Origin of the sequence: Mesorhizobium sp. B2-3-11, from assembly GCF_006442215.1 — a bacterium.
Taxonomy (GTDB): domain Bacteria; phylum Pseudomonadota; class Alphaproteobacteria; order Rhizobiales; family Rhizobiaceae; genus Mesorhizobium; species Mesorhizobium salmacidum.
In genome coordinates this window covers 641367-664124 of the sequence record NZ_VFVS01000001.1, presented here as the reverse complement: position 1 = coordinate 664124, position 22758 = coordinate 641367, and the positions used below count along the sequence as shown (strand labels likewise).

Sequence of the window (22758 nt, the reverse complement as noted above, 5' to 3'; positions counted from 1 at the left end):
TCGGGGTCGGCGCCTGACAGCGTGAACTCGTCGGTGTGGCAGATGCCGGTCGCCTTGATTTCGACCAGCACCTCGCCATCGCGCGGTCCCTCGAGGTCGACCTCCATGATCTCCAGCGGCTTTCCGGAGGCGACAGCAACAGCGGCGCGGGTTTTCATCGGGCATTCCTCCAAAGGCGGTTTTTGCGCAGGCTTTCAGGTTTTGGCCCGCTCTTCAACAGTCAGATGAGACGAAATCGCGGCTTTGTTGGCGCAGATAGCACACCGCTCGACCACCAGCCCGGCTCGGCACGGAGCGCGACGGCGCGTCGGGAGGGGCGCCCGTCATGTCGTCCACCGCGGTACTTGAGACCTGGCGACATAGTCCATAGAACTGAACCGTCTGCCGGAGGGGAATTCTACCCGCATGTTCACCAAGATCCTGATCGCCAATCGTGGCGAGATCGCCTGCCGCGTCATCAGGACGGCGCGCAAGATGGGCATCGCCACGGTCGCCGTCTATTCCGATGCCGATCGCGATGCCGTGCATGTCGAAATGGCCGACGAGGCGGTGCATATCGGGCCGTCGCCCGCCGCGCAGAGTTATCTCGTTCCTGAAAAGATCATCGCCGCCTGCAAGGCGACCGGCGCCCAGGCCGTACATCCGGGCTATGGCTTCCTGTCCGAGCGAGCCGCGTTCTGCGAAGCACTGGAAGCGGAAGGCGTCGTCTTCATCGGCCCGAAGCCCAAGGCGATCAAGGCGATGGGCGACAAGATCGAATCGAAGAAGTTCGCCAACGCCGCTGAGGTTTCGACGGTTCCGGGCTGGCTTGGCATCATCGAAAATGCCGACCATGCCGAAAAGATCGCCGGCGAAATCGGCTATCCCGTGATGATCAAGGCCTCGGCCGGTGGTGGCGGCAAAGGCATGCGCATCGCCTGGGATAGGTCGGAAGTGCGCGACGGGTTTGACCGGGCGCGCTCGGAAGCCAAGAGTTCGTTCGGCGACGATCGCGTCTTCATCGAAAAGTTCGTCGTCGACCCGCGTCATATCGAGATCCAGGTGCTGGCCGACGCGCACGGCAATGCGCTCTATCTCGGCGAACGCGAATGCTCGATCCAGCGCCGCAACCAGAAGGTGGCGGAAGAGGCGCCGTCGCCATTCCTCGATGCCAAGACGCGCAAGGCGATGGGCGAGCAGTCGGTGGCGCTGGCCAGGGCCGTCGATTACCAGAGCGCCGGCACCGTCGAATTCATCGTGGACAAGGACAAGAACTTCTATTTCCTTGAAATGAATACACGATTGCAGGTCGAACATCCGGTGACCGAGCTCGTCACCGGCATCGATCTGGTCGAGCAGATGATCCGCGTCGCCGCCGGCGAGAAACTCGCCATCAAGCAGAGCGACGTGAAGCTGAATGGTTGGGCGGTGGAAAGCCGGCTCTACGCCGAGGATCCCTATCGCAATTTCCTGCCGTCGATCGGCCGGCTGACGCGCTACCGGCCGCCGGAGGAAGGACAGTTCGGCGACATCGTCATCCGCAACGACACCGGTGTCACCGAAGGCTCGGAAATCTCGATGTTCTACGATCCGATGCTCGCCAAGCTGTGCACCTGGGCGCCCACGCGGCTCGAGGCCATAGATGCCATGTCGGAAGCGCTGGACAGCTTTGTCGTCGACGGCATCGAGCATAACATACCGTTCCTGGCGGCGCTGATGCAGCATCCGCGCTGGCGGCAAGGGGAGATATCGACCGGCTTCATCGCGGAGGAATATCCCGACGGTTTTGCCCCCGTCGTGCCGAACAGCGAGGAACGGGCCGTTCTGGCATCGATCGTCACCGCGGTGGAACTGCTGCGCCGCGACCGTCTCGACCGGCTGGGCGGGCGGCTGGCGCCGCATTCGGGAGCGCTCAAGCGCGATTGGGTGGTGAAGATCGGCGAAGATTATCTGCCGGTTTCTATCATTGAAGGCATGATTTCCATCCCGATGGAAATCGACCTGTCCATCGATGGCTGCAAGGCACTGACCGTTTCGTCCGACTGGCGGCCGGGTGACCTCATCTGGCGCGGCACGGTCGGCAAGCGCAGGGTTGCGGCCCAGATCCGGCCTGTCGCCAATGGCCTTCGCATCGCCTGGAAAGGCATGTCGGTGACCGCGCGCGCCATGCTGCCGCGCACCGCCGAATTGGAACGGCTGATGCCGGACAAAGTGGCGCCGGATACGTCGAAACTTCTGCTCTGCCCGATGCCGGGGCTTGTCGTGTCGATAGCCGTTGCCGAAGGCCAGGAGGTCAAGGCCGGCGAGACCTTGGCCGTGGTCGAGGCAATGAAGATGGAAAACGTGCTGCGCGCCGAGCGCGATCTGGTCGTGGCGAAACTCAACGCCAAGCCCGGCGATAGCCTGGCTGTCGACGCTGTGATCATGGAGTTCGCCTGAGCGGCTGGAAGCCTGTGGTCAGTAGTCGTTTGTGCTGGACTGGTATCGGCAGGTCCCGGACGATATATCTCCATCGACTCAAGTCTTACGGACAGCGCGACAAACCATGGCGGATGACAGACTTCCACGCGATCCCCTGAAGCGCGAAGCCGCGATCGCGGCCGCGCGGCCGGAGGTGCCGGCGCGGCCGTTCGTCCATTTGCGCGTGCACTCGGCCTATTCGCTGCTGGAGGGCGCGCTTCAGCTTGGCAAGATCGTTGGCCACGCGGTGAAAGACGAGGCGCCGGCCATCGCCGTCACCGACACCAACAATCTGTTTGGTGCGCTGGAATTCGCGCAAAAGGCGGTGAAGGACGGCATCCAGCCGATCATCGGCTGCCAGATCGCGCTCGCCTTCTCGGGCGAGAACAGCGATGGCCAGCGGGACCGCCGTAGGCAAGGCCCCGATATGCGGCCGGTCGTGCTGCTCGCGGCCACTGAAGCCGGCTATTCCAATCTCGTCCGGCTGGTCAGCCGCGTTTATCTCGAAACGCCGCCCGGTGAAGCGGTGCACCTGACCACCGAAATGATGGACGGCCAATGTGACGGCCTGATTTGTCTCAGTGGCGGGCCGCGCGGCCCGATCGGCATAGCCCTGAAGGAAGATCGCCGCGATCTTGCCGAGGCGCGACTAGTCACTCTCAAGACGATGTTCGGCGACCGCCTCTATGTCGAGCTGGACCGGGTTTCAGGCTACGACCGGATGATCGAGAAATCCTCGGTCGATCTCGCCTATTCCCATGAATTGCCGCTGGTCGCCACCAACGAGGCCTTCTTCTCTTCGCGCGATGAGTATGAGGCGCATGATGCGTTGATCGCCATCGCCGAGGGTTCGGTCGTCGCCGTCGACACCCGCCGCCGGCTGTCGCCGGACAATTTCCTGCGCAGCCAGGCCGACATGGCGAAATTGTTCGCTGACCTGCCGGAAGCGATCGACAACACGGTCGAGATCGCGTTGCGCTGCTCCTATTATCCGAAAACGCGCAGCCCGATCCTGCCGCGTTTCACCGGCGGCGATGCCTCCGACAAAGACGCGGCCGAAAAGGCCGAGGCCGAGGAGCTGGCCCGCCAGGCGCGCGAAGGGCTCGATGCACGGCTTGCCCTGCACGGACCTACACCGGGCTACACGGTCGAACAGTATCGTGAGCGGCTCGAATTCGAGCTTGGCATCATCGAGAAGATGAAATTCCCCGGCTACTTCCTGATCGTGGCCGACTTCATCAAATGGGCCAAGGCGCAAGGCATTCCGGTCGGGCCGGGGCGTGGTTCGGGCGCCGGGTCGCTGGTCGCCTATTCGACGACCATCACCGACATCGATCCGCTGCGTTTCTCGCTTCTGTTCGAACGCTTTCTCAACCCGGATCGCGTGTCGATGCCCGACTTCGACATCGACTTCTGCCAGGATCGTCGCGAAGAGGTGATCCGCTACGTCCAGCAGAAATATGGCCGCGACCAGGTCGGCCAGATCATCACCTTCGGTACGCTGCAGGCGCGCGCCGTGCTGCGCGACGTCGGCCGCGTGCTGCAGATGCCCTATGGCCAGGTCGACAAGCTGTCGAAAATGGTGCCGCAGAACCCGGCCAATCCGGTCAAACTCGCCGACGCCATCGCCAACGAGCCACGCTTTGCCGAGGAGGCCGAGAAGGAGCCGATCGTCCAGACACTGCTGGACATGGCGCAAAAGCTGGAGGGCCTCTACCGCCATGCCTCCACACACGCCGCCGGCATCGTTATTGGCGATCGACCTTTGTCGGAACTGGTGCCGATGTACCGTGATCCGCGCTCGGATATGCCGGTCACTCAGTTCAACATGAAATATGTCGAGCAGGCGGGGTTGGTGAAGTTCGACTTCCTCGGCCTGAAGACGCTGACGGTGCTTGAGACGGCGGTGAAGTTGATCCGCCGCCGCGGCATCGACATCGACCTCGCGACGATTCCTCTCGACGATCCCGAGACCTACGCCATGCTGTCGCGCGGCGAGGTGGTTGGCGTGTTCCAGGTGGAAAGTGCTGGCATGCGCAAGGCGCTGATCGGCATGCGGCCGGACTGCATCGAGGACATCATTGCGCTGGTCGCGCTCTACCGGCCGGGGCCGATGGAAAACATCCCGACCTACAACGCCAGAAAGCATGGCGAGGAGGAGATGGCCTCGATCCATCCCAAGATCGACCATCTGGTAAAGGAGACGCAAGGCGTCATCGTCTACCAGGAACAGGTGATGCAGATCGCGCAGGAGCTGTCCGGCTATTCGCTTGGCGAAGCCGACCTTCTGCGCCGCGCCATGGGCAAGAAGATCCGCGCCGAGATGGACAAGCAGCGTGAACGCTTTGTCTCCGGCGCGGTCGAGCGCGGCGTGGCAAAGCCGCAAGCCGACTTCATTTTCGACCTGCTGGCCAAGTTCGCCGACTATGGTTTCAACAAGTCGCACGCCGCCGCCTACGCCGTCGTCTCCTACCAGACCGCCTATCTCAAGGCGCATTATCCGGTCGAGTTCCTGGCGGCGTCGATGACGCTCGACATGGGCAACACCGACAAGCTCGCCGACTTCCGCCAGGATGCGCTGCGCCTCGGCATCGAAGTCCTGGCGCCGTCGGTGATGACGAGTTTCCGTGCCTTCGAGGTCGGCGAGAACCGCATCTATTACTCGATGGCCGCGCTCAAGGGCGTGGGCGATGCCGCCGTGGAGCACATTGTAGCCGTTCGCGGCGAAAAGCCGTTCAAGAGCCTGGCCGATTTCTGCGAGAGGGTCGACCCGAAGATCGTCGGCAAACGGGTTTTCGAAAGCCTGATCATGGCCGGTGCGCTCGACTGCTTCGGCCACGATCGCGCCCAGATGTTGGCTGGCGTCGAGCGGATGATGGGGCTTGCGTCGCTCGCCCAGCAGAACGCCGTTTCGGGTCAGGCCGATATCTTCGGCGCCTCGCTCGGCGCCCAGTCGCAGGCGCTCAATTTGCCGGCGACCGATCCGTGGCTCGCCGCCGACCGCCTGCACCGCGAATTCCAGGTCGTCGGCTTCTATCTCTCGGCGCATCCGCTCGACGAGTACAAGGCGGCGCTGCAGAAGATGCGGGTGCAGAACTGGGCGGAGTTCTCCGCTGCCGTCAAGCGCGGCGCTTCCGCCGGCCGGCTTGCCGGCACCGTCACCAGCAAGCAGGAGCGCAAGACGCGCACCGGCAACAAGATGGGCGTGGTTGCCTTTTCCGACACCTCCGGCCAGTACGAGGCCGTGTTGTTTTCAGAAGGATTGGCCCAGTATCGCGATCTCCTCGAAGCGGGCCGCTCGGTTGTCATCACTGTCGCGGCGGAGGACAGGCCCGAGGGTGTCAACCTGCGCATCAACTCCGTCCAATCGCTGGAGGACGAAGCAAGCCGCATCCAGAAGGCTCTGCGCATTTTCGTCAGGAACGAGGGGCCTGCCTCGATCATCCAATCCCAGCTAACCCAGCGCGGGGAAAGCCAGGTCAGCATTATCGTGATCAAGGACGAGGCGCAGGGCGAGGTCGAGATTGCCCTGAATGGCGGCTACCGTGTCTCGCCGCAGATCGCCTCGGCGATGCGCGCCGTGCCGGGCGTGGTCGAAGTGGAGCTGGTGTGATCTGCGCGCTTGCCAGGCGGCAACCCGCGGGCCGGCACCTGCCGCTCATGCCTGCATGAAGGCCAAGGGGACGCGCGCATCGCAGGATCTTTCCGCGACGGCGCGTCTACGCGACATGCTGCGCAGGCTCTATCATGGGCGCTCGCCGGCCGCGTTCCGGTTCCAGCTGGTGGCCGTCATCATCGACCTCGCCATCATCGCCTTTTTCATCGCCACGCCGGTCATCCAGCAGTCGGCCTCGTTTCTGTGGCTGGACTATGCCGTGGCGGCTCTGGTCGCCGCCGATCTGATTGCCAGGCTGCTGGCCTCCAACGACATGCTGCGCCTGATGAAGCAGCCGACCTTCTGGGTGGATGCCTTCATCCTTCTGACGCTGCTGATGCCGGCGGCGCTCGCAAGTCTCGGCTTTCTGCGAATTCTGCGGCTGTGGTCGCTGTCGCGCAGCGGTTCGATCTGGCGGCATTTCGAGATGCGTGGCCTGCGGCCCTGGCGCGAGGCAAGCCACGCGGTCATCAACCTGTTGACCTTTCTCTTTGTCATCACGGGCTTCGTTTACACGTTCTTTTTCCGCAACGGTGCCGGACTGGAAAATTACATCGACGCGCTTTACTTCACCGTCGCGACCGTGACGACAACCGGCTTCGGCGACATCGTGCTGCCGGGCATCGCCGGCAAGCTGACGGCGATCGTGACCATGATCATCGGCATATCGCTGTTCGTCAGGCTGGCGCAGGCGATCTTTCGGCCGGCCAAGGTGTTCTTTCCCTGTCCGCAATGCGGGTTGCGGCGGCATGAGCCGGACGCCGTGCACTGCAAGGCATGCGGCCATATCCTCAACATTCCAGACGAAGGGAACTGACCGGCAGTGCTATGACGCCGCGACCTCGGCCGGCTTTACAGCTTTGCGCTGCAAGTTGAGCAAATTGCCCATCAGGATCAGCAATGCGCCGCCGGCGGTGAAGGCGTCGATCTGCTCCTGATAGAGCAGCCAGCCGATCAATGCCGACAGCGGTACGCGCAGGAAATCCATCGGCGAGATCACGGTCGCGTCGGCATAGGCCAGGGCGCGGGCGAGGCAGAAATGGGACGACATGCCGGTGAAACCGATCAGGATGATCCAAGGCCACAGTGCAAGCGAAGGGTTGCGCCATTCGTAGAGAGCCGGAACAAGGCCGACCACGGACTGGATGACCAGCATCCAGAAGATGATCCGCACGACGCTGTCCGTGCGCGTCAGCGACTTGACCAGCACCAGCGAAACGCCGAAACAGACCGCCGCGCCCAGCACGACCAGATGGCCCACATCGGCCGAGCCGACGCCTGGACGCACGACGACGACCACGCCGATCAGCCCAAGCACGATCGCCGCGAGCCGTGGCCGGCTCAGCCTTTCGCCGAGAAACGTGACCGCCAGGATCGCCGTCCAGATCGGCGTGGTGAATTCGATCGAGATCAGCACCGCCAGCGGAATGAGCGTCAACGCGTAGAGCCAGGCAGCCTGGCCGCTATAGTGGACGACATTGCGCGCGATATGGGCCAGCGGCCGCTGCGTGCGCATCGCGGCAAGCCCACCTGTCGCCATCACCAGCGGCAGCAGAATGAAGAAGCCGATGACCGAACGCAGTTCCAGCACCTGGAAGACATTGAGTTCGGCCGTGGTGGCGCGGCCGGCGACGGACATAGCCAGGAACGACGTGATCGACAGCGCCATCCAGAACGCGGCCTTGGGGATCGACGGGGTGGGTGCCATGTCCGCTATGTCGCAGGCCGTGGCTGTCGGAGCAATCGCTAGTCCATGTATTCTTCTGGGCCAGTCGCGGCGAAGGCTTTGGGAGCAGTCATGCTGCGGGCGGAACCCGATACGGCTAGGGGCGTTGAGCCCCCTAGTATCCGTGCTGTGCAAACGCGCATTCCCGTGTCGACAAGGAGGGTTTCATGAGACGATTCGCGCAAGTGGCGCTTGCTGGCTGCCTGGTGATTGCTGCGAGCGCGGCTCATGCCGACGAGACCAAATTTCTCCAGTCGTTCAAGGGCAATTTCGCTGGCAAGGGCACTGTTCAGGTAACCACGGATGTGCCGAACGTCAGTGTTTCCTGCAGCTTCAAGTCGAACGCGACCTCAACCTCGCTGTCGCTCGACGGCAACTGCCGCGGCCTGATCGTGGTGACACGCGCCATCAGCGCTCGTCTGAAGGTCAGCGGCGGCAAATACAGCGGCGTCTATGTGGGATCGCGCACCGGACCGGCGCAGCTGAACGGAAGCCGTTCCGGCAATGCGATAAACCTCGCCATTCGCTGGGCCAAGGAGGTCAATGGCGATCGCACCGCGCAGCTTACCGTACAAAAAAATGGGGCGGACGGCATTGTTTTGACGGTGGTCGACCGTGATCCCCAAACCGGCAAGAGCGTTGTGACCAGCCGCATCGATCTTCGGCGCAGCTGATCGGGTTCAATCTTCAAGCGGCTCCGGTGGATGGGCGTCGCGGCCCTTGCCGAAGGTGTAGCCGGTTTGCACAGCCTTGCGCCCGAACTTGTCGCGCAACGCATCGATGGCGCCTTCGGCCATGGCGCGCTTGCGCGACTGGACATCGACCAGATCCGGCGGGTCGGCCTTGTCGTCATCGGAGAGGTCGCTGACACCGATGCCGAGCAATCGAAATTTCGTTCCGTCCGTCTCCTTGCGAAGAAGTTCCACGCCAGTCGAAAAGATGCGGTCGGCGAGCCGGGTCGGGTCGCCGAGTTGGCGGTTGCGCGTGCGCAGCTTGAAATCCTGGGTCTTCAGCTTCAGCACGACGGTGCGCCCGGCAATGCCTGACTTCTTCAGCCGCGCCGAGACTTTCTCCGAAAGGCCCCTCAGCACGGAGACCAGCTCTTCCAGCGAGGCGATGTCGGTGTCGAAAGTGGTTTCGGCCGATACGCTCTTGGCGTCCTGGTCGGGGTCGACGCGGCGGACATCCTCACCGCGCGAAAGCCGGTAGAGCCGTTCGCCCATCACCCCATAGCGGCGCATCAGTTCGCCGCGTTCCATCTTCTGAAGCTGGCCGATGGTGCGGATGCCATCCTGTTCGAGCGTGGCGTTGAACGCCTTGCCGACACCCCAGATCATGGTCACCGGCTGCGTTGCCAGAAAGCCGACCGCTTCGGCCTCGCCAATGACGGAGAAGCCGCGCGGCTTGCGGAAGTCGGACGCGATCTTGGCGAGGAACTTGCAATAGGACAGGCCTGATGAAACGGTGATGCCGATCTCCTTCTCCACGGCCAGCGCGAAGCGCGCCAGCACCACCGCCGGCGGCAGGCCATGCAGCCGCTCGGTGCCGGCGAGATCGAGGAATGCCTCATCGATCGACAGCGGCTCGACCAGCGGCGTCAAGGCCTGCATCATGGCGCGCACCTCGCGGCCGACGGCCACGTACTTTTCCATGTTGGGCGCGATCACGACCGCCTCGGGGCAGGCCTCGAGCGCCTTGAACATCGGCATGGCGGAGCGCACGCCGCGGATGCGTGCGATATAACAGGCGGTGGAGACGACGCCGCGCTTGCCGCCGCCGATGATCAACGGCTTGTCCTTGAGCGCCGGGTTGTCGCGCTTTTCGATCGCCGCGTAGAACGCATCGCAATCGATATGGGCCAGATGCAGCCGGTAAAGCTCAGGATGGCGGGCAAGGCGAGGGCTGCCGCAGCGTTCGCAGCGGCGCGTTTCATCGCGCTGAAACATCAGGCAGTCACGACAAAAACCGTGATCGGGATTGTTGACAGGAGCCGCCATCGCTGCGAACATATAGAGAACAGAAGCAATGGTACGACAGCGCAAGGCCAGCGACAAGCCTGGCCTGGGGAGAACGCATGAGCACGACGGTAGTGCCGCTGGCGCCTGAGCTCTGGCCTGAGTTCGAGGACCTTTTTGGCAAGCAGGGCGCCTGTTATGGCTGCTGGTGCACGCATTTCCGGCTGGCGCCGGCGGCGCGGCGCGAGAGCAGCCGTGAACGCAACAAGGACCACATCAAGGCGCGCATCGAGGCCGGCCCGCCGCCCGGCCTGCTGTCTTTCGAGGATGGCAAGGCGGTTGGCTGGATGCAGATCGGGCCACGCGCCGACGTGCCCGAATGGAACAACAAGGGCAGGGGCTCGGCGCCGATCGATCCCGCCGACGCGTCCGATCCGGCCGTCTGGGCGATCTCCTGCTTTTTCATCCGCGCCAAGGCGCGCGGCAGGGGCATCACGCACCGCCTCGTCGAAGGCGGCATCGATTTTGCCCGCAGGAACGGCGCGCGGCTTGTCGAGGCCTGCCCGATCGACCTGTCCCGCGATTCGCGTTCGATCGGCCTGTTTGTCGGCTCATCTGGGGTCTTCGAGAAGGCCGGGTTCGAGAGGCTTGTGGAGCGCAAGGCCGGCCGGCCGCTGATGCGGCTGACATTGTAGGAAAACTTCAGCTTGCAGTTGCATAGTATTTTCTACGGCAAAGTGATTTTGCTCATGAGGAAATAAGGGAGCGGGACGAAACTGAGTCCTTTATTCTGCAGCGGTGCCAGATTGCGCGGCTGGTCGACGAACCATTCGCGGTTGGTGTTGAAGCCGAATGCCTGGCCGTCATCGTCTTGCAGTCGTGATGGTATTTCCCTACCAGAGATACGAAACGAATTTTGCCTTCGACCGAACGGAGAATTCCCGTGAACCGTATGTTGCCAATTGCCTTTACCGCGCTGCTGCTCAGTGCGCCTGCTTTCGGCCAGACCGTCGACAGCCAGGGCGCCAAGCAATTGTCCGATGACCTATCCCGCTATGTCGGCAAACAGGCGCTCGATAAGGGTATCCTGAAGGTTTCGGCCGAAGGCGACGCCTACAAGATCGTGTTCGATTTCAAGGCGCTTGCCAGCAGCTTTCCCGACCAGAAGCTGATGAAATTCGACTTTGCGCCCTACGCCCTGCTGGTCAAGCCGCGCAGTGATGGGTCCTGGGATGTCTCGATGGATTTTTCGCAGAGCGCGTCCTTTGAATTCAACGGCCCCCAGGGAAAGCAAAGCACGCGGTTTTCGATCAAGGACGGCAAGGGCAGCGGCGTTTATGACCCCAAGCTGGCAGCCTTCACCAGCGCCACGAGCTCAATTGCCGGGATGACGGTGTCGTCGCAGGATAGCAAGCAGCAGATGGAGGCGAGCGCTGGTGCCGGCACCGTGACGCTTTCCGCGACCAAGGCGGCCAATGGCGGCGTCGATTTCACGACGTCGCAAAAGATCTTGAACTTCGTCGAAGCGATAAAATTCAATGATCCCGAGAGCGGGCTGAATTTTCCCGTTACCGTGAAGTCGCCGGAATTTTCTGTGAACGCCGGCGGCAAGGGTGTGCAGACCAAGCCTCTGCTCGACCTCCTGGCGTTTGCCGTGGCCAATGAGGACGAGAAGACGCTGAAGGCGAACCAGGCGCAGCTCAAGTCGCTTCTGCTTGCAGCGCTTCCCGTGTGGGAGCGTATCGACGGAACCTATGGCTTCAAGGATTTCGCGGTCGACAGCCCGATCGGCACGTTCGGGGCAACCCAGTTCGGCATAGCGTTCGGTTCCGACGGGGTCGCCCAGAACGGCAAGGTCAGCTATGGCATCAAGGCTTCGGGGCTGACCGTGCCGCAGCAGCTCTTGCCGAGCTGGAGCGTGGCGCTGCTGCCCACCGATATCGACCTGAACTTCGGCGGCGCCAACATCGATCTCGACAGCATGGCGAAGAAGGCGATCGAAGCCTTTGACCTCAATCAGAATCCGCCGCTGCCGGCCGAGTTCGGCGACCAGCTCAAAGCCGACTTCCTTGCCAAGACGCCGAAGGTCGTCATCGGCCACAGCACCGTGAAGAACAAGGACATGGAAATCGCGCTGGAAGGCGAGATGACAAGCTTCGGCCAGAAACCTGACGCAAATCTCACTGTCGACGTCGCCGGCTTCGACAAGATCATGGAACATCTGCAGGAAGCAGCGAAGGCGGAGCCGGAGGTCGGGCAGTACGTGCCTGTCGCTCTCATGGCGAAGGGTTTTGCCAAGACGCTGCCGGACGGCAAGCTGGAATGGGTCATCAACACCAAGGCCGACGGCTCGGTCGCCGTCAACGGCGTCATGCTGAAGCCTGCTGACCCAGCGGTGGACGACAGTGTCGACGGTGACGGCTCGGACGACGAGAGCGGCGGCAGCGACAATGGCGGCGGCGACAATGGCGGCAGCTCTAATGGCGGGGCAGGGGCTAAGCTCAATCCTTGAGGTTTCAGCCCTCGACCAATTCCAGGAAAAGTGTAAAGCGGTTTTCCGCGCGGGAGTGCGTCAAAGCGCCTGAAATCCCAGCGCGGTCGCGATCTTCGGCGCGGCTTGGTGCCAATCCTGGACGACGATGACATCGTCCGGGACCGACGGCAGGAACGCGCGCAGCGAATTGTCGGCCATCAGATGGAAAAGATTTGCGTCGGCGACAGATTCCCGCACCGACGCCAGATTGGCCGGTTGGTCGTCGACGAAGACCACCGGCCGCCCGGTATTGCCGCGGAGCCTGGCAACCGCCGGGCCCTTGGCCATTTCGGTGGTCAGCAGCGGATAGCTTAGCCCGAGGGCGTCGAGATGGGCGCGCCGCACGGCACGATGCCTGTGCGGCATGGCCGTCAGCAATATGATTTCCGCGCGGTCTCCAAGCCCCGTCAAAGCTTTCGCGGCTCCATCGGTGATGCTCTGCCAATCGGCTTGCGCATCGAAGAAATCACCCAAAAGTGCCGCGACTTCGGGTTGTTCGATCAGCCGGCCGCTGGCCGTTTCGGCAATGTTACCGGTCAGCCGGAAGGATGCCAGCGTCAGGCCATAGCCACGCGCCTTGAGGAAATGCGGGAAAGGGCGGATGAATTCGAGCACCACGTCGTCGACGTCGAGCACGAGCAGCGGCCTGTCGTCAGCCGCCAGTTCCTCGATCTGGCGCGCGGTTTCGGGATCATCGCTCATGTGGAACGCTCGTGATTGTCATCGCCAAGCGGCAAGGCGCGCAACGCCTTGCCGACGGCCGCCGGTGGCGTGCCGGTTTCCTCGGCGAAGCGCATCAAAGTCGGCTCGTGGGCGAGAATGAATTGCAGGACGCCGGCCAGGAACCCCGGCTCGCCGGCCGCCCGGCGGATCGAATGCGCCTCTATTCCGGTGATCGCCAGAAAGCGCGGTAAAAGCTCCGGATCGGCGGCAACGAAGCCCAATGCCTTCACGGCAATGGTTTCGGCCTCTTCGCGCATTGACGCTGCGTTTGCCATCACTACCTTCGGTGTGTGGAATGAGTCTCTCCCGCAGTAATGGCAAGAGTTGGCCGCGGCAAGCCATTAGAGCGCGGTGCGCCTTTTGGATGCGCGGGAGGCGCGGCGGAATTCGTGCTGCTTTGCAGGCTATGGGTTTCCGTTTCGTCAATCATATTGCCGTATCGTGAAGCATGGTTTGGTGCGTCCAAGGAAAGAGCGCATGACGGCCACCTCCGGGGCGGAGGACGGCCGGGACGGGATTTCGATGCCTAAGAAGGTCATGATCGTCGAGGACAATGAGCTCAATATGAAGCTCTTTCGGGACCTCATCGAAGCAAGCGGTTACGAGACGGTGCGCACCCGCAACGGTCTGGAAGCGCTCGACCTGGCGCGCCAGCACCGGCCGGACCTCATTCTGATGGACATCCAACTGCCAGAAGTGTCGGGGCTGGAAGTGACCAAATGGCTGAAGGAGGACGACGATCTGCACGTCATCCCGGTCATTGCTGTGACTGCCTTCGCGATGAAGGGCGACGAGGAACGCATCCGCCAGGGCGGCTGCGAGGCCTATATTTCGAAGCCGATCTCGGTGCCGCGCTTCATCGAAACCATCAAATCCTATCTGGGCGATGCCTGATGTTCCCTTCCAGCCGAGCCGGAGGCTTGTGAAATGACCGCGCGGATCCTCGTCGTCGACGACATCCCTGCCAATGTCAGGCTGCTGGAGGTCCGGCTGCTGGCCGAATATTTCGAGGTGCTGACCGCCACCAACGGGCCCGACGCGATCGAGACCTGCGAGAACGGCAAGGTCGACGTTGTGCTGCTCGACGTGATGATGCCCGATATGGACGGGTTCGAAGTCTGCCGGCGGCTGAAGAGCGATCCGGCGACGTCGCACATTCCGGTGGTGATGATCACGGCGCTCGACCAGGTTTCCGATCGCGTGCGCGGGCTGGAGGCCGGCGCCGACGATTTCCTGACCAAGCCGGTCAACGACCTGCAACTGATGACGCGCGTCAAGAGCCTGGTCCGCCTGAAGTCGTTGACCGACGAGCTTCGGCTGCGCGCCTCGACCACACGCAACATCGGCATCGAAGAACTTTTGAGCCGCAATTTCGCGTCCGAGGACACGACGCCGAAAGTGCTTTTGATCGATGAGCGCAAATCGTCGGTCGAGCGCATCCAGAAGATGTTGCGCGACAGGGCCGACCTCGACGTCACCGGCGATCCGCATGCCGGGTTCTTTCAAGCCGCCGAAACGCCCTATGAATGCGTGATGATCTCGACGGCCTTCGCCGATTTCGATCCGCTCAGGCTCTGCTCGCAATTGCGCTCGCTCGACCGCACCCGTTTCGTGCCGATCATCCTTTTGGCGGAGGAGGGCGAGGAGGAGCGCATCATCCGAGGGCTGGAACTCGGCATCAACGACTATCTGATGCGGCCGATCGACCAGCAGGAACTGACGGCGCGGCTGCGCACCCAGGTGCGCCGCAAGCGCTACAACGACCAATTGCGCGCCAGCGTTACCCAGACCATCGAAATGGCCGTGACCGACGGCCTGACCGGTCTGCACAACCGCCGCTATCTCGACAGCCATCTGCAGACGCTGTTCGACCGCGCCGTGGCGCGGCGCCGGCCGCTGTCGGTGATGATCACGGATCTCGACCGCTTCAAGTCAATCAACGACACGCACGGCCATGACGGCGGCGACGATGTGCTGCGCGAATTCGCACGGCGGCTGCGCAAGAACGTCAGGGGTATCGACCTTGCCTGCCGGTTCGGCGGCGAGGAGTTCGTGGTGGTGATGCCGGACACCGACGGCACCGTGGCCGAGAAAGTGGCCGAGCGCATCCGTGCCGAAATCGCCCAGATGCCGTTCGCCATCGGTGCCGACGGCAAGACGATCGAGGTCACCGTCAGCGTTGGCGTGTCATCGGTGCTGAAGGGCGTGGATACGGTGGCGGCGCTGATGAAGCGCGCCGATCTCGCGCTCTACGAAGCCAAGAGCGGCGGCCGCAACCGCGTCGTTGCCAAGGCGGCCTGACGGTCCGGGCCGGATTATCCGGTCAAGCCAACAGGGTTACCCATTTACCTTAATCCAAGCGATTCGCGAGCCTTGGTTAAGAAACTGTTGATTTCCATAAGCTCTTGCGCAAATGTGAAGGCCAAGACGAAGCCGGCACGAGGGTAGATCGCCGGCTCGGTCCCTCAGGAATACCCCATGATGCTCAGGTCCGCCGCATCTCCTGGGTCCGTGGGGTCGGCCGGCCGGCGCTGGCACATAGTGGCCTCCTCGTACCGCTGCCAAACGCCGACCGGCCCCCTTTGTCGATATGACATTAGGAATCTGTGTCAAGCCCCGGAAGTGCCGGGGCTTTTTTGTGTGTGCGGCAAGGCCTGAAGAAGGCTTTCCTGGATTGTAACAACATCAGTTACATCTCGCGCGCGCTGTCACTTCACAACGCCGCGACTTTCCACTGCCGTTTGCATAGGGGAGGAGAGGAGCTACCCCCTCCATTTCATAGATATGGCGCACGAGGGGCTTGCGGCAAGACCCGGCTGTTCCCGTAAAACCGCGACCCAGGTTAACGGAAACGGGAGTGGCGAAATGCCGGAATTGTTGCCAAGAGGCCAGTTGCCAAGAGGCCAAGTGCGTCGGGACCATGAGGTGGTGATCGCCGGAGGCGGTCCGACCGGGTTGATGTTGGCCGGCGAACTCGCGTTGGCTGGCGTCGATGTGGCCATTGTCGAGCGGCGGCCAAATCAGGAACTCATCGGTTCGCGGGCGGGTGGCCTGCACGCTCGCACCATCGAGGTGCTCGACCAGCGCGGAATTGCCGACCGGTTCCTCTCGCAGGGACAGCCTTCGCCGTCCGTGGGATTTCACATGATCCGGTTGGACATCAGCGATTTTCCCACGCGGCACAACTATCTGCTGGCGCTGCGGCAAAACCATATAGAGCGGATATTGGCCGACTGGATCAGCGAGTTGGAGGTGCCGATCTATCGCGGACAGGATGTCACGGGTTTCACACAGGATGATGGTGGCGTCGATGTCGACCTGTCTGGTGGCCGGTGCCTGAGGGCCCGGTATCTCGTCGGCTGCGACGGCGGACGCAGCATGATCCGCAAGGCGGCGGGCATCGCGTTCGACGGATGGGATCCGACGATGAGCTGGATGATCGCCGAGGTCGAGATGGCGGAGGAACCTGCATTGGGTTTTCGCAGCGACGCCTACGGTATTCATGCGATCGGCAAGATTGAGGAAAGTGGCCGGGTGGGTGTCGTGCTGACCGAGAGACAACTGACCATTGGTGGCGAACCGACACTACGCGATCTCAGCGAGGCGCTTGTCGCAGTGTACGGCACCGATTACGGGATCCACAGTCCGACCTGGATTTCCCGGTTCACCGACATGACGCGGCAGGCTGCCGCCTACCGCGACAGACGTGTTCTGCTGGCCGGTGACGCCGCGCATATCCATCCTCCAATGGGCGGACAGGGCCTCAACATCGGCGTGCAGGACGCGGTGAACCTGGGATGGAAGCTGGCCCAGGTGATCAAGCTGGTATCACCGGAAAGCCTGCTCGACAGCTACCATGCCGAACGCCATCCGGTCGCCGCCCGCGTGCTGCGCAACGCGATGGCACAGGTAGCGCTTCGTCGGATGGATGCTCGGACCAAGGCCTTGAGCGACACATTCGCCGAACTGCTCGCCATGGATGGGCCGCGCAAACGGATCGCCGCGGAGATGTCTGGCCTGGGTGTCCACTACGATTTCGGGGAAGGGCACGCGCTGCTTGGGCGGCGCATGCCCGATCTCGACCTGCTCACCGCCAAAGGGCCGTTACGGTTGTTTACCTTGCTGCACGACGCGCGGCCGCTGCTCCTCAATTTCGGCGAACCAGGCAGGCTGGACATTGCGCCTTGGGTCGACCGGATCCGGCAGATCGATGCCGGGTATGCCGGCGCCTGGGAGCTTCCTGTACTGGGAACGGTCGCTGCACCCGACGCGGTTTTGATCCGGCCCGATGGCTACGTGGCGTGGATCGGAGTTGGGACGCAACAGCGATTGGCCGATGCGCTGACCAGATGGTTCGGACCGGCTGCCGGGGCCGGGTGTTCTTCTGAACGCAGCGCGTCACAACCTTCCATGGGCTGAAGGCTGACTGCCTCCTGACAAGTGATTGACAGGAGAGCCCATCTATGCAGAAATTGGTTGGACCATTGGACCACTTGGAGGAAGTGTGGACCAGAACAGCCTGCCACCCATTCAGACGACGGCGCGCGACGACGCCGTGCTGAAGGCATTGGTGGGTTTCGTTCGCGCCGAGGCCCTGCAGCCTGGCGAGCGACTACCGACCGAGCGCATCCTGGCCGAACGGCTCAAGGTCAGCCGCAACACGGTGCGCGAGGCGCTGACGCGGTGGGAGGGATTGGGCCTGGTCGAACGCCGGCAAGGCAGCGGCACCTATCTCAAGGCGGCCGTCTCGCCCGACATGCTGCATCTGCCGCTGACGCTGGCGGGCGGCAATGACTTCACCAGCCTGATGCAGACGCTGGAAATCCGCCGCGCGCTGGAAGCGGAAGCGGCGGCGCAGTGCGCCGAGCGGGCAAGCCTGGCCGACATTGCCGAGATCGAACGCAAGCTCGATATCATGGAGCAGGCGTTTCGCACCCTTGACGGCATGTCGTCGGAAGAGGACTGGGAATTCCACCAGGCGATCTACCGGGTCTCCGGAAATCCGCTGTTCGAACAGATCATCGCCGCCATGCACGAACTGTTCCATCGCTTCTGGGAGCATCCGCTCGGCGTGCGCGATTTCGGCCATGCCAGCTTTCCCTATCACCGCACCATCTACGAATGCATCGCGGCACGCGATCCACGGGGCGCTCGCGCCGAGGCGCTGAAGCTCATCGCCACCGTCGAGGACGACCTGAAGCGCGGTGCGGCCAAACTCAAACTTCGGACCTGAGATGAACGAGCAGCCAGCCGGTTTCGATCAAGACTATCTCGCCGAGGCGGCGACGCTTTTGGCGCATGACGAGCCGTTCCCAGGCGGCGCCGTCGTGCCGCCGATCTACCAGACCTCGCTGTTCACCTTCGCCAATTATGCCGAAATGGCCGATACGTTTGCCGGCAAACGAAAGCAGCCGATCTATTCGCGCGGCGACAATCCGACGGTGATGGAGTTCGAGTCGCGGGTCGCGGCGCTCGAAGGCGCCGAGGCCGCGCGCGGATTCTCCAGCGGCATGGCGGCGATCAGCGCCACCGTGCTTGCTTTTGTCGGGGCGGGCGAGCGCATCATTGCGGTGCGCAATTGTTACGGCGATGCCTACCGGCTGTTCGAACGCCTCCTGCCGCGGCTCAACATCAAGGTCGATTATGTCGATGGCTCCGACCCGGATGCGGTCGCGGCGGCATTGCCCGGCGCCAAGCTGCTTTATCTGGAAAGCCCAACCTCGATGGTGTTCGAGCTCCAGGACCTGCCGCATCTGACCCGGTTGGCCAAGGAACAGGGCATCGTCACCACCATCGACAATTCCTGGGCGACGCCGGTGTTCCAGAAGCCGATCTCGCACGGCGTCGACCTCGTGCTGCACTCGGCCTCGAAATATCTCGGCGGCCATAGCGACACCGTTGCCGGGGTGGTGGCTGGCTCGGCCGCGCATATCAAGCATATCAACGAGCAGACCTATTCCTATCTCGGCGGCAAGCTGTCGCCGTTCGAGGCCTGGCTGCTGCTGCGCGGCCTGCGCACGCTGCCGCTGCGCCTGCCGCACCACATGAAGAGCGGGCTTGCCATCGCCGAGCGGCTGAAGGCGCATGGCAATGTCGAGCGGGTCAACCACCCTGTCTATTCGAACCATCCGGGCAAGGCGACGCTTGCCGGCTATGGCGGGTTGTTCTCGTTCGAGGTTACCGAGGATATCGACATTCCCGTCTTCGTCGACGCGTTGAAATATTTCCGCATCGGCGTCAGCTGGGGCGGGCATGAGAGTCTGGTCGTGCCGGCCAAGGCGTCGCTGGAACAGACGCCGGGACTGAATTCGATGGCGCGCTTCGGCGTCAGCCCCCGAACCATCCGCTTCAATGTCGGATTGGAAAGTGTCGAGGATCTCTGGGCGGATGTCGCCCAGGCCTTCGAAAAAGCCAGAAAATAACAAGCGGGTTCAAAATGGGAGTCTTGAACATGAAAAAACTGACCGTCATGCTTGCCACCGTCGCGGGGCTGGCGATTTCCGCCGGAGGCGCGCTGGCCGATTCGACCCTGAAAATGGTCGAGGTGATCACCAGTCCGCCGCGCACCGAATTCCTGAAAAAGCAGATCGCCGAGTTCGAGGCGGCCAATCCCGGGGTCAAGGTCGAGCTCGTCTCGCTGCCCTGGGGCCAGGCCTTTGAAAAATTCCTCACCATGGTGCAGGCCGGCGATACGCCCGATGTGGTCGAGATGCCGGAACGCTGGATGGGGCTTTACGCCAACAACGCCCAACTCGAGGATCTCGGCCCCTATATGGCCAAGTGGGACGACGCCAAGACGCTCGGCGACCGCGCCAAGCAGTTCGGCTCGACCGTGAACAACACCCAGTTCATGATCCCCTATGGCTACTATGTGAACGCGCTGTTCTGGAACAAGAAGCTGTTCAAGGAGGCCGGTCTCGACGGCCCGCCGGCAACGCTCGACGATTTCGTCGCCGATTCCAAGAAGATCTCCGCCATCCCTGGAAAGTATGGCTATTGCCTGCGCGGCGGGCCGGGTGCCTTCAATGGCATGCACATGTTCATGAACATCGCCGCCGGCAAGGGCGGCTATTTCAACGAGGACGGCACTTCGACCATCAATGAAGAGGGCTCGGTCAAGGGCCTGCAGATGCTGGCCGACATGTACAAGAACGGTCTTGCGCCGAAGGATTCCGTGAGCTGGGGCTTCAATGAGACCGTCACCGGTTTCTATTCCGGCACCTGCGCCATGCTTAACCAGGATCCGGACGCGTTGCTCGGCATCGCCGACAAGATGAGCGCCGACGACTTCGCCGTGGCGCCGCTGCCGGTCGGACCGAGCGGCAAATCCTACCCCACGCTGGGCTATGCTGGTTGGGCGATGTTCGCCAATTCCCAGCACAAGGACGACGCCTGGAAGCTGATGGCAACGCTGCTCTCGCCGAAGGACAATCTGGAATGGGCCAAGGAAGTCGGCGTCGTGCCGATCCACAAGGGCGCCGAGCAGGATCCCCATTTCAAGACCGAGCAGTTCAAGGGCTGGTTCACGGAGCTGAGCGACAGTTCCAAATATGAAATGGTGACACCGCCCACGCATCTGGAAAACCTCGGCAACTTCGTCGACCAGGTCGCCATCAAGAACTTCCAGGAAGTGCTGCTTGGCCAGAAGACGGCCAAGGACGTCGCCGACCAATGGGCTGCCTTCCTGACCAAGGAACAGCAGGACTGGCTGGCGAAGAACAAGAAGTGAGCGCCTCCTTCCTTCTCCCCGTTCACGGGAGAAGGTGGCCCGATAGGGCCGGATGAGGGGCAGCGCTGTGTTATGGGAAGCTGGCGCCGCCCTTCATCCGCCTGCCCGTCCCCGCAGCAGCTGCGCTGCAGCTGCGGAGGGTGGACCGGCATCTTCTCCCCGTAAAACGGGGAGAAGGACGCTTGTCGCCAACGCCGTGCCCCCAGAGGACGTCCGCAGCCAATGACCTATGCCGTATCCGAAATTCGATCCGCAGGGCGGCCGCGAAAGAGGCGGCTCTCCTACGCGACGATCGAGCCCTGGCTCTATCTCAGCCCGGCGATCATCCTGCTGATCGTGGTGCTGCTCGTGCCGCTGGTCATCGGCATCAGCTACTCCTTCCGCAAATTCTCGGCCTTCAAATCCGAATATGTCGGGCTCGGGCAGTACCAGGCGATGCTGTCGGATCAGGTGCTGGGCCAGGCGCTGATCAACACGCTGTGGTGGACGGTGACCAGCCTGTTCTTCCAGTTCTTCCTCGGCCTTGGCCTCGCGCTGCTGCTCGACAAGCCGTTTCGGGGCCGCAAGGCGGTGCAGGCGCTGGTCTTCCTGCCCTGGGCGGTGCCATCCTTCCTGTCGGGCCTGACCTGGGCCTGGCTGTTCAACCCGATCGTCGGTCCGCTGCCACACTGGCTGTTCGCCTTGGGGCTGAAGGCCGAACCGACCAACGTTCTCTCCGATCCCTCAACCGCCATGTGGGGGCCGATCATCGCCAATGTCTGGTTCGGCATTCCGTTCTTCGCCATCACGCTGCTGGCGGCGCTGAAGTCTATCCCCTCGGAACTGCATGAGGCGGCGGCGATCGACGGCGCTTCGCCGTGGCAGCGCTTCACCAAGGTCACGCTGCCGTTCCTGGCGCCGACCATCGCCATCACGGTGATGTTGCGCACCATCTGGATCGCCACCTTCGCCGACCTGATCTTCGTCATGACCGAGGGCGGACCGGCCGGCTCGACCAACACGGTTCCGGTCTACATCTATGTCAGCGCCTTCAAGTCGTTGGACAAGGGCTATGCCTCGGCTGTGGCTGTGCTGTTGCTCGTCCTGCTCATCGCCTACGCGATCGTGCTGATCGCCATCCGCCGCTCGCTTGTGAGACACGTCTGATGATCGCTGGACGCTCAGCCCCGCAGCGCTTCTTCGGCGGCATCGGCCTGTACGCCGCGATCGCCGCCTATGTGGTCTTCGCTCTGTTCCCGATCTACTGGACGCTGAAGATCTCGGTCACGCCGGAGCGGCTGCTCTATTCCGAAGGCATCACATTCTGGCCGTCGCACATGACGCTACAGAACTTCGTCACCGTACTCGAGGCCACCGACTTCCCACGCTATTTCCTCAACAGCGTCATTGTCTCGGTCTCGACGGCGGCCCTGGTCACGGTCATCGCCACGCTCGCCGGCTACGCCATGTCGCGCTTCACCTTTCGCGGCAAGGCTGCACTGGCGCTGATGCTGCTGTTGACCCAGACCTTTCCGCTGGTGATGGTCATTCCGCCGATCTACCGCGTGATGGGCCAGATCGGCCTGATCAACAGCCTTACCGGGCTGATCATCATCTACACCGCCTTCAACACCGCCTTCGCCACCTTCCTGATGCAGTCCTTCTTCGATGGCATCCCGAAGGATCTGGAAGAGGCGGCGATGATCGACGGCTGCACCCGCGCGCAGGCGATGCGCCGGGTGATCGTGCCGCTGACGCTGCCCGGCATGGGTGCGACGCTGGGCTTCGTCTTCACCGCCGCCTGGAGCGAGCTTCTGTTCGCGCTGATGCTGATTTCCAGCGACGACCAGAAAACCTTCGCCGTCGGCCTGCTCACCTTCATCGGCAAGTTCGCCGTCGACTGGGGGCAGATGATGGCGGCATCGATCCTGGCGTTGATCCCGGTCTGCATCTTCTTCGCCTTCCTGCAACGCTATCTCGTCACCGGCCTGACCGCCGGCGCCGTCAAAGGATAGATCG

18 protein-coding genes and 1 pseudogene are annotated in these 22758 nt (G+C 62.7%); 14 read left to right on the top strand and 5 right to left on the bottom strand.

Annotation, left to right across the window (positions count from 1 at the left end):
* Positions 1-158: pseudogene (locus FJ960_RS03425) on the bottom strand (S-(hydroxymethyl)glutathione dehydrogenase); the annotation flags it as partial.
* 247 nt (positions 159-405) lie between these two features.
* On the opposite strand from FJ960_RS03425, the gene FJ960_RS03420 reads away from it, so the two are divergent.
* From FJ960_RS03420 to FJ960_RS03410, 3 genes are all read left to right on the top strand, one after another.
* Positions 406-2418: an acetyl/propionyl/methylcrotonyl-CoA carboxylase subunit alpha gene (locus tag FJ960_RS03420; RefSeq protein WP_140711839.1), complete on the top strand. Its 2013-nt coding sequence runs from the start codon at positions 406-408 to the stop codon at positions 2416-2418.
* A gap of 106 nt (positions 2419-2524) precedes the next feature.
* Positions 2525-6052: a DNA polymerase III subunit alpha gene (dnaE, locus tag FJ960_RS03415; RefSeq protein WP_140711837.1), complete on the top strand. Its 3528-nt coding sequence runs from the start codon at positions 2525-2527 to the stop codon at positions 6050-6052.
* A 55-nt stretch (positions 6053-6107) separates the two neighbouring features.
* Entirely contained in the window at positions 6108-6911 is an 804-nt protein-coding gene (locus FJ960_RS03410) for a potassium channel family protein (protein ID WP_140711835.1), read from the top strand.
* A 9-nt stretch (positions 6912-6920) separates the two neighbouring features.
* On the opposite strand, the gene FJ960_RS03405 is transcribed toward FJ960_RS03410, so the two are convergent.
* Positions 6921-7802 carry a DMT family transporter gene (locus tag FJ960_RS03405; protein WP_140503571.1) on the bottom strand — a complete coding sequence of 294 codons (882 nt, stop codon included), beginning with the start codon at positions 7800-7802 and terminating at the stop codon, positions 6921-6923.
* Positions 7803-7987: 185 nt separating this feature from the next.
* On the opposite strand from FJ960_RS03405, the gene FJ960_RS03400 reads away from it, so the two are divergent.
* Complete coding sequence (locus FJ960_RS03400) at positions 7988-8494, top strand: hypothetical protein (protein ID WP_140503573.1); 507 nt, start codon at positions 7988-7990, stop codon at positions 8492-8494.
* A gap of 6 nt (positions 8495-8500) precedes the next feature.
* On the opposite strand, the gene FJ960_RS03395 is transcribed toward FJ960_RS03400, so the two are convergent.
* Entirely contained in the window at positions 8501-9829 is a 1329-nt protein-coding gene (locus FJ960_RS03395; RefSeq protein WP_140711833.1) for a DNA polymerase IV, read from the bottom strand.
* Positions 9830-9894: 65 nt separating this feature from the next.
* Between FJ960_RS03395 and FJ960_RS03390 the strand changes: the two genes are divergently transcribed.
* On the top strand, positions 9895-10470 hold the full coding sequence (locus FJ960_RS03390; RefSeq protein WP_140503576.1) for a GNAT family N-acetyltransferase: 576 nt from the start codon (positions 9895-9897) through the stop codon (positions 10468-10470).
* A gap of 257 nt (positions 10471-10727) precedes the next feature.
* Positions 10728-12287 (top strand): hypothetical protein, encoded by a 1560-nt coding sequence (locus FJ960_RS03385; RefSeq protein ID WP_246672604.1) that lies wholly within the window; start codon positions 10728-10730, stop codon positions 12285-12287.
* Between the two features lie 60 nt (positions 12288-12347).
* On the opposite strand, the gene FJ960_RS03380 is transcribed toward FJ960_RS03385, so the two are convergent.
* Both FJ960_RS03380 and FJ960_RS03375 read right to left on the bottom strand, forming a co-directional pair.
* Entirely contained in the window at positions 12348-13010 is a 663-nt protein-coding gene (locus FJ960_RS03380; RefSeq protein WP_140503579.1) for a hypothetical protein, read from the bottom strand.
* Positions 13007-13306: a DUF3572 domain-containing protein gene (locus tag FJ960_RS03375; protein WP_027144983.1), complete on the bottom strand. Its 300-nt coding sequence runs from the start codon at positions 13304-13306 to the stop codon at positions 13007-13009. The genes FJ960_RS03380 and FJ960_RS03375 overlap by 4 nt, the downstream gene beginning before the upstream one ends.
* A gap of 202 nt (positions 13307-13508) precedes the next feature.
* Between FJ960_RS03375 and FJ960_RS03370 the strand changes: the two genes are divergently transcribed.
* From FJ960_RS03370 to FJ960_RS03330, 8 genes are all read left to right on the top strand, one after another.
* Positions 13509-13925 carry a response regulator gene (locus tag FJ960_RS03370; RefSeq protein ID WP_281405559.1) on the top strand — a complete coding sequence of 139 codons (417 nt, stop codon included), beginning with the start codon at positions 13509-13511 and terminating at the stop codon, positions 13923-13925.
* 33 nt (positions 13926-13958) lie between these two features.
* Positions 13959-15332: a PleD family two-component system response regulator gene (locus FJ960_RS03365; protein ID WP_027144982.1), complete on the top strand. Its 1374-nt coding sequence runs from the start codon at positions 13959-13961 to the stop codon at positions 15330-15332.
* A gap of 564 nt (positions 15333-15896) precedes the next feature.
* Positions 15897-17450 (top strand): FAD-dependent monooxygenase, encoded by a 1554-nt coding sequence (locus tag FJ960_RS03355; RefSeq protein ID WP_181174138.1) that lies wholly within the window; start codon positions 15897-15899, stop codon positions 17448-17450.
* An 85-nt stretch (positions 17451-17535) separates the two neighbouring features.
* On the top strand, positions 17536-18264 hold the full coding sequence (locus FJ960_RS03350) for a FadR/GntR family transcriptional regulator (RefSeq protein ID WP_140711830.1): 729 nt from the start codon (positions 17536-17538) through the stop codon (positions 18262-18264).
* A gap of 1 nt (position 18265) precedes the next feature.
* Positions 18266-19453 carry a PLP-dependent transferase gene (locus FJ960_RS03345; protein ID WP_140711828.1) on the top strand — a complete coding sequence of 396 codons (1188 nt, stop codon included), beginning with the start codon at positions 18266-18268 and terminating at the stop codon, positions 19451-19453.
* Positions 19454-19482: 29 nt separating this feature from the next.
* A complete protein-coding gene (locus FJ960_RS03340; protein ID WP_140711826.1) occupies positions 19483-20760 on the top strand; it encodes a sugar ABC transporter substrate-binding protein in 1278 nt (425 codons plus the stop codon).
* 222 nt (positions 20761-20982) lie between these two features.
* Positions 20983-21906: a sugar ABC transporter permease gene (locus tag FJ960_RS03335; protein ID WP_140503590.1), complete on the top strand. Its 924-nt coding sequence runs from the start codon at positions 20983-20985 to the stop codon at positions 21904-21906.
* Entirely contained in the window at positions 21906-22754 is an 849-nt protein-coding gene (locus FJ960_RS03330; RefSeq protein WP_140503592.1) for a carbohydrate ABC transporter permease, read from the top strand. Before FJ960_RS03335 ends, FJ960_RS03330 begins: the two co-directional genes overlap by 1 nt.
* Positions 22755-22758 lie beyond the last annotated feature (4 nt).

Bases quoted from the DNA above. Each gene is read 5' to 3' on its own strand.
- FJ960_RS03400 (WP_140503573.1), top strand. From the start codon at position 7,988: ATGAGACGATTCGCGCAAGTGGCGCTTGCTGGCTGCCTGGTGATTGCT.
- FJ960_RS03355 (WP_181174138.1), top strand. From the start codon at position 15,897: ATGCCGGAATTGTTGCCAAGAGGCCAGTTGCCAAGAGGCCAAGTGCGT.
- dnaE (WP_140711837.1), top strand. From the start codon at position 2,525: ATGGCGGATGACAGACTTCCACGCGATCCCCTGAAGCGCGAAGCCGCG.
- FJ960_RS03385 (WP_246672604.1), top strand. From the start codon at position 10,728: ATGTTGCCAATTGCCTTTACCGCGCTGCTGCTCAGTGCGCCTGCTTTC.
- FJ960_RS03340 (WP_140711826.1), top strand. From the start codon at position 19,483: ATGAAAAAACTGACCGTCATGCTTGCCACCGTCGCGGGGCTGGCGATT.
- FJ960_RS03410 (WP_140711835.1), top strand. From the start codon at position 6,108: ATGAAGGCCAAGGGGACGCGCGCATCGCAGGATCTTTCCGCGACGGCG.
- FJ960_RS03405 (WP_140503571.1), bottom strand. From the start codon at position 7,802: ATGGCACCCACCCCGTCGATCCCCAAGGCCGCGTTCTGGATGGCGCTG.
- FJ960_RS03335 (WP_140503590.1), top strand. From the start codon at position 20,983: ATGACCTATGCCGTATCCGAAATTCGATCCGCAGGGCGGCCGCGAAAG.
- FJ960_RS03375 (WP_027144983.1), bottom strand. From the start codon at position 13,306: ATGGCAAACGCAGCGTCAATGCGCGAAGAGGCCGAAACCATTGCCGTG.
- FJ960_RS03395 (WP_140711833.1), bottom strand. From the start codon at position 9,829: ATGTTCGCAGCGATGGCGGCTCCTGTCAACAATCCCGATCACGGTTTT.
- FJ960_RS03380 (WP_140503579.1), bottom strand. From the start codon at position 13,010: ATGAGCGATGATCCCGAAACCGCGCGCCAGATCGAGGAACTGGCGGCT.
- FJ960_RS03330 (WP_140503592.1), top strand. From the start codon at position 21,906: ATGATCGCTGGACGCTCAGCCCCGCAGCGCTTCTTCGGCGGCATCGGC.
- FJ960_RS03370 (WP_281405559.1), top strand. From the start codon at position 13,509: ATGACGGCCACCTCCGGGGCGGAGGACGGCCGGGACGGGATTTCGATG.
- FJ960_RS03345 (WP_140711828.1), top strand. From the start codon at position 18,266: ATGAACGAGCAGCCAGCCGGTTTCGATCAAGACTATCTCGCCGAGGCG.
- FJ960_RS03365 (WP_027144982.1), top strand. From the start codon at position 13,959: ATGACCGCGCGGATCCTCGTCGTCGACGACATCCCTGCCAATGTCAGG.
- FJ960_RS03390 (WP_140503576.1), top strand. From the start codon at position 9,895: ATGAGCACGACGGTAGTGCCGCTGGCGCCTGAGCTCTGGCCTGAGTTC.
- FJ960_RS03420 (WP_140711839.1), top strand. From the start codon at position 406: ATGTTCACCAAGATCCTGATCGCCAATCGTGGCGAGATCGCCTGCCGC.